Here is a 6130-nt window from a genome sequence, read left to right as displayed (position 1 = left end):
CGCGCAGGCGCCGCGCAAGCCCGGCCCGCCGCGGCCGGTGACGATGTCCTCGCGGGTGACGCCGTGGGCGCGGAACACGTCGGCCGGCAGGTAGACCTGGCCGCCGCGGGCGTGCCACGGCAGCGCCCGCAGCAGTCCGGTGATGCCGTAGGCGACGCCCGCATGGCCCGCGGCGGCGGCACCGCCCGGCTCCGCGCCGTCGCACAGGATCAGGCTGGCGAGCCGGAACAAAGCCGAGGCGGTCTCGCCGCAATAGCCCTCCAGGTCGTTCAGCCGGGGCATCGGGTCGTCGTAGAGGTCGAACACGCGGGCGTCGATCAGGTCGACGAAGGGCTGGCGCCCGAGGCGGCGGGCGACGATCGCGTCGAGGAGGGCGGCGGCCACGGGGTTGGCCTTCACGTCGCCGCGGGCCTCGCCCTGGAGCGCGTCGCGCCACCATTGCAGGCGGATCTCGCCGGCCATCGGGTTCGAGGCGGCCTCGCGCACCCGCGCGATCGTCAGGCTGAAGGCGTAGAGGGCGAAGAGGTGCGGGCGGGCGCCTTGCGGCGCGAACAGGGTCGCGAAGTAGCGGTCCGGGTCGCCGGCACGGACGAGGTCCTCGCAATGGCGGAAGGCGAAGGCGAGGCTGCCGAGCCCATCCTCTCGTGCGTCCGCCCGATCCGGCGCGTCGCTCACGCGACCGCGATCAGGGCCGCCGCCACCTTGCGGTTCTCCGCCACCAGGATGTTGTAGGTGCGCGCCGCCGCGCCGGTCTGCATCACGTCGAGACCGATCCGGTTGTCCTTGAGCCATGCCCGAAGATCGGGTGGCAGCGGCACGATGTCGAGGCCCGTGCCGACGAGCAGCAGCTCGATCTCCGCCGATTCGGCTTGAACCGGGCGCAACGCGGTGCGGTCGATCGCCCTCCCCTCCGTCACGGCCCAGGCGCGGACGCCCGAGGGCAGCGCCAGGATCGAGCCGCGGTGCGACATCTCGCCGAAGCGGAAGCCGCCCTTGCCGTAGGCGTCGATGAGGTGGCGGCCGGGCAGGAAACCCTGCTCGAAGCCGTCGAGCTCGGCCATCCTACTCCGCAGCCTGCGGTAGGCGCCCGCGGGCGGCCTGGGCCTTGGTGCCCGAGAGCATCAGACCAAGATAAATGAGACTGGGTGTGGAAACGAAGATGGCAGAGTAAGTGCAAATCACAACGCCACAGAGCATCACCACCGCGAACCCGCGGATCGCCTCGCCGCCGAACAGCACCAGCGCCAGCAGCGATAGGAAGGCCGAGACCGAGGTCATCACCGTGCGCGACATGGTCGAGTTGATCGACAGGTTGAGCAGCTCGTCGGTGGGAATGGTCTTGTACCGGCGCATCAGCTCGCGGGTCCGGTCGAACACCACCACGGTCTCGTTCAGCGAGTAGCCGACGATGGTGAGGATCGCCGCGATCGAGGTCATGTTGAACTCGATGCGGGTGATGATGAACACGCCCATGGTCAGCACGATGTCGTGCAGCGTGCCGATGATGGCGCCGAGCGCTAACTCGCGCTCGAAGCGGAACCACAGGTAGAGCAGCACCGCGACGACCGAGAGCACGACGCCGAGGGTGCCCGACTGCACCAGCTCGCCCGAGACGCGGGGGCCGACGGTCTCGGTGCGGCGGAACTCGTAATCCTTGTCGAAGGCGCCGTGCGCCTTGTTCATCACCGCGGTCTGGCCCTGCTCGCCGGGCTGCAGCGGCAGGCGGACCAACACGGTGCCCTGGTTGCCGAGCTCCTGTACCTCGGGCTCTCCGAAGCCGAAGCCGGCGGCCGTGTGGCGGATCTCGCCGACGTCGGCGGTGCCCGACTTCGCCTGCAGCTCGACCAGCGTGCCGCCCTTGAAGTCGATGCCGTAGTTCAGGCCGACGGTGAGGAACAGCACCACGGTCGCCACCGACAGGATCGCCGAGAGCGGGAAGCTCACGCGACGGAAGCGCATGAAGTCGAAGTGCGACTCATCGGGCCAAAGGCGAAGCAGGCGCATTTTCAAAGGACCTTACGGTCGGGAAGCGACGATCGGCTCCCCTGAACGGACGACGTGCGGAGCGGCGACGATCTCAGAACGGCAACGATCTCAGAACGGCAAGGCTTTCAGAACGGCAAGGCTTTCAGAACGGCAGGGCTTTGGGCCGGAACGACTTGTACCATACCGCGATCATCATCCGCGTCAGCGTCACCGCGGTGATGACGGTGGTGAGGATGCCGAGGATGAACACCACGGCAAAACCCTTCACCGGGCCGGAGCCGAGGAAGAACAGGATCAGCGCGGCGATCGCCATGGTCGAGTTCGAGTCGATGATGGTCGCGAACGCCCGGTCGAAGCCGGCCTGCAGCGCGGAGACGAGGGAGCGCCCGGCGCGATGCTCCTCGCGCATGCGCTCGTAGATCAGCACGTTGGAATCCACCGCCGTGCCGATAGTGAGCACGATGCCGGCGATGCCGGGCAGCGTCATGGTGGCCTCGAGCACCGACATCAGGCCGAGGATGAGCCCGACGTGGACGATGAGGGCGATGTTCGCGATGAAGCCGAAGGTGCCGTAGGTCAGGAACATGAAGGCGACGACGAGGAGCCCGGCGACGCCGGTGGCGATCTTGCCGGCGCGGATCGAGTCGCTGCCGAGACCCGGCCCGACGACCCGGCGCTCGACCACGGTGAACTTCGCCGGCAGCGCGCCGGCGCGCAGCAGGATCGACAGGTCGTTGGCCTGCTGCACCGAGAAGTTGCCGGTGATCTGGCCAGAGCCGCCGGTGATCGCGCTGCGGATCACCGGAGCCGAGACCACCTCGTTGTCGAGCACGATCGCCATGCGGCGGCCGACGTTCTCCGAGGTCGCCTGACCGAAGCGCTGGGCGCCCTTCAGGTTGAACTTGAAGCTTACCATCGGCTCGTGGGTCTGCTGGTCGAAGGCCGGCTGCGCGTCGGTGAGGTCGCCGCCGTCGGCCATGACGCGACGCTCCACCGCCACCTTGGCGCCGCGCTCGTCGCGCGAGGGCAGCATGTCCACGTCGCCGGCCGGGTTGTCGGAGATCATCCGGAACTCGAGCTTGGCGGTCTTGCCGAGCAGCGCCTCCAGGCGCTCCGGATCCTGCAGGCCGGGAACCTGGATCAGGATGCGGTCGGCGCCCTGCTGCTGGATCGAGGGCTCCAGTGTGCCGGTCGAGTCGAGGCGGCGGCGGATGACCTCGATGCCCTGGGTCACGGCGCGGCGGGTGCGCTCGTTGATGCCCGCATCGGTGAGGGCGAGGCGGATCAGGCCGTCGGGCTGCTCGTTGATGTCGAGGGTGCGGCCGCCGGTCTGGCCGACGAGCGGGTTCGAGATCGGCTGCGCCAGCTCCTGCAGCTTCGGCATCACCTTGGCACGCGCCGCCGCGTCGGCGATGCGGACCTGGACGCCGCGCTGGAGGATGCCGATGCCGCCATCCGCCCGCACGTTCTCGCGCTGAAGCACGCCGCGGACCTCGTCACGCAGTCCCTTGGCCTGGGAGGCGACGAGCTCGGTCTGGTCGACCTCCAGCAGCAGCTGCGAGCCGCCCTGCAGGTCGAGGCCGAGGACGATCGCACGGCTCGGCACGATCCAGGCCGGGAACCAGCTCGGCAGCGCGGCCATGAAGCCCTTGCGTTGGTCGGCCGAGAAGAAGCTCGGGACCGCGAGGCTTAGGCCGATCAGGATGGCGACGAGGGTCGCGATGATCTTGGTACGGGAAAAGCGCAACATCCGCCGACTCTGTTTTCTGCAGTCCTGCCGGGGACTTGCCGCGGCATCCTGATCCGGCGGGTCTGAAGCCTGTCCTGGTCGCGACGCGATCGGGAACGGCTCCGAGCTGTTGCCGTGCCGAGGTCTCCAACGCCGAACCGGGACTCGCTTCGGCGGAGAGCGCCCTAGGCGGCCTTGACCGGCCCGCCCTTGACGCGGACCTCGGAGATCATGGTGCGCACCACCTTGACCCGAACGTTCGGCGCGATCTCCACCTCGATCTCGGAGGCTTCGTCCATCACCTTCACGACCCGGCCGACGAGGCCGCCGTTGGTGACGATCGTGTCGTCGCGGCGGACGTTCTTGACCAGGGCCTGATGATCCTTGACCCGCCTTTGCTGCGGCCGCAGGATCAAGAAATACATGATCACGAAGATGAGGACGAAAGGAACCACCTGCAAGGCGATCTCGGCTCCGCCGGCAACGGTGCCGGCCCCTTGCGCGAAGGCGGGGGTGATCAAGCGCGTCTCCTCATGTGACATCAGGCCCGAGCGCGCCTGTCGAAAGCGTCGCCGGGCCTGTCTGAAAGCGCGCGGACTATAGCCAGGGGCGTCCCGAAAGCAACGCCGGGCGGCCCCCAGGTCTCAGATCGCGCTCAGATCGCGCGGATGATCAGCAGGATCGCCGCCACGAGAGTCACCAGCAGCGTGGCGATGATGCCGCCGCCGCGGCAGGCGAACTGGCGCGGCGAGTTCTCCGGCGCAAGCATGCCGACGGGATGCAGCAGGCGCGCGACGAGCAGGATCGTCAGCAGTGACACCACGATCCAGTGCCGGGTCCCGCCGGCCTCAAGCAGGGCGACGAGGCCCAGCGCCATCGGCACGTATTCGGAGAAGTTGCCGTGCGAGCGGATGCGCCGCTGCAGCGTGTCCTTGCCGCCGTCGCCCAGGAGGACGTTGCCTCTCACGCGCCCGCCCATCACCCAGGCGGAGAGGCCGATGAAGAGCAGGCCGAGCAGGCCGGCGAACAGGGCGGTGGTGGCTGGGAAGATCAAAGGTCGGCTCCGGTCGAGGTCGCGCCAACAACGCGGGTCGGCCCGCGACGTTGCAGCCGGCCACCTGGTTGCAGCAAGGACTTTGCGCGCGTAGGCCCGGGCGATCCGCGGCCCACCCGAACCCATTGGCCATGACACAAGCAACCACCCTGGACACGCTGCTCCCCCTGTTGGAGCGCATCGCGACCGCCCTCGAGCGAGCCGCCCCGCCCGCGCGGGTCGAGGCCGACATGAGCGCGGCCGACGCCTTCCTGTGGGGACCGGAGCGCCGTCTGATCCCGGTGCCGCGGGTGAATCGCGTCGAGATGGGGCTGCTCACCGGCATCGATCGGGCGCGCGACACGCTGGCCGAGAACACCGAGCGCTTCGCGCGCGGGCTGCCTGCCAACAACGCGCTGCTCTGGGGCGCCCGCGGCATGGGCAAGTCGTCGCTGGTCAAGGCGGTGCACGCCGAGATCAACGCCCGCCGCGCCGCAGGCGCTTTGCCGATGAAGCTCGTCGAGATCCACCGCGAGGATATCGAGGCGCTGCCCGACCTGATGGCGACTTTGCGCCCCGACCCGCATCGCTGGGTGGTGTTCTGCGACGACCTCTCGTTCGACGGCGACGACACCTCGTACAAGTCGCTCAAGACGGCGCTCGACGGCGGCATCGAGGGGCGGCCCGGCAACGTGCTGTTCTACGCCACCTCCAACCGGCGGCATCTGCTCGCCCGCGAGATGGTCGAAAACGAGCGCTCCACCGCGATCAACCCCGGCGAGGCGGTGGAGGAAAAGGTCTCGCTCTCGGACCGCTTCGGCCTCTGGCTCGGGTTCCACAAGTGCAGCCAGGACGAGTACCTGGCGATGATCCACGCCTACGCCGAGCGCTACGCGCTGCCGGTGGAACCCGACGCGCTGAGGGCCGAGGCGCTGGAATGGGCGACCACCCGCGGGTCGCGCTCCGGCCGCACGGCCTTCCAATTCATCCAGGACCTCGCCGGACGTCTCGGCCGCACCCTCGACTGAGCGCTATTCTTTTTCGCTTCGTCGCCGCAGGTGCTTGTCGTGCGTCGCCTGCGCCCGAGCTTGCATCCTCGATGCACTCCGCCTCCCGGCGGACGGCTGTTGGGGGATGGTCTGACGTCATGGGGTTGTTCGACATGTTCCGGGACGCGCTCGCTCGCGCCGAGGCACGCATTGATGCTATTGGCGGAGACGGGCTACCGATGGCCTTCGCCAAGATCCACCCCGGCGGCCTTCCGGCCTTCCTCGACAGGCTCCGCGAGGCCGGCCACGGCGCGGCGGTCTCCTCCTGGCTCGGATCGGGCGCCAACGTCGCCCTGCCCGCGGGCGCCTACGCCGCCTTGCTCTCGCCGGAGG

Annotated in this window: 8 protein-coding genes; 2 read left to right on the top strand and 6 right to left on the bottom strand. The window is 69.0% G+C overall.

Going from position 1 to position 6130, the window contains the following annotated elements; all coding sequences use genetic code 11:
• From FV222_RS15135 to FV222_RS15110, 6 genes are all read right to left on the bottom strand, one after another.
• Positions 1 to 675 (bottom strand): phytoene/squalene synthase family protein (locus FV222_RS15135; protein WP_187277345.1); only part of this gene is annotated, 675 nt, incomplete at its 3' end.
• Positions 672 to 1061, bottom strand: coding sequence for an MTH938/NDUFAF3 family protein (locus FV222_RS15130; RefSeq protein WP_147814915.1), 390 nt, complete (start codon positions 1059 to 1061; stop codon positions 672 to 674). The genes FV222_RS15135 and FV222_RS15130, both read right to left, overlap by 4 nt.
• Position 1062: 1 nt before the next feature.
• On the bottom strand, positions 1063 to 2004 hold the full coding sequence (secF, locus tag FV222_RS15125; protein WP_147814913.1) for a protein translocase subunit SecF: 942 nt from the start codon (positions 2002 to 2004) through the stop codon (positions 1063 to 1065).
• 124 nt (positions 2005 to 2128) lie between these two features.
• The gene (secD, locus tag FV222_RS15120) at positions 2129 to 3736 is read right to left on the bottom strand and encodes a protein translocase subunit SecD (RefSeq protein WP_147753279.1); all 1608 of its coding nucleotides are present in this window, start codon (positions 3734 to 3736) and stop codon (positions 2129 to 2131) included.
• Between the two features lie 164 nt (positions 3737 to 3900).
• A complete protein-coding gene (yajC, locus tag FV222_RS15115; protein ID WP_147753278.1) occupies positions 3901 to 4236 on the bottom strand; it encodes a preprotein translocase subunit YajC in 336 nt (111 codons plus the stop codon).
• Positions 4237 to 4370: 134 nt separating this feature from the next.
• A complete protein-coding gene (locus tag FV222_RS15110; protein WP_147753277.1) occupies positions 4371 to 4769 on the bottom strand; it encodes an MAPEG family protein in 399 nt (132 codons plus the stop codon).
• Between the two features lie 131 nt (positions 4770 to 4900).
• Here FV222_RS15110 and FV222_RS15105 point away from each other — a divergent pair, with 131 nt between their 5' ends.
• Both FV222_RS15105 and FV222_RS32030 read left to right on the top strand, forming a co-directional pair.
• The gene (locus FV222_RS15105) at positions 4901 to 5776 is read left to right on the top strand and encodes an ATP-binding protein (RefSeq protein ID WP_147814911.1); all 876 of its coding nucleotides are present in this window, start codon (positions 4901 to 4903) and stop codon (positions 5774 to 5776) included.
• Positions 5686 to 6130 (top strand): YidB family protein (locus tag FV222_RS32030; RefSeq protein ID WP_348644938.1); only part of this gene is annotated, 445 nt, incomplete at its 3' end. The genes FV222_RS15105 and FV222_RS32030, both read left to right, overlap by 91 nt.

The organism is Methylobacterium sp. WL103 (assembly GCF_008039885.1).
In the GTDB taxonomy this organism is placed as follows: domain Bacteria; phylum Pseudomonadota; class Alphaproteobacteria; order Rhizobiales; family Beijerinckiaceae; genus Methylobacterium; species Methylobacterium cerastii.
This window is presented reverse-complemented; position numbering and strand designations above follow the sequence as displayed.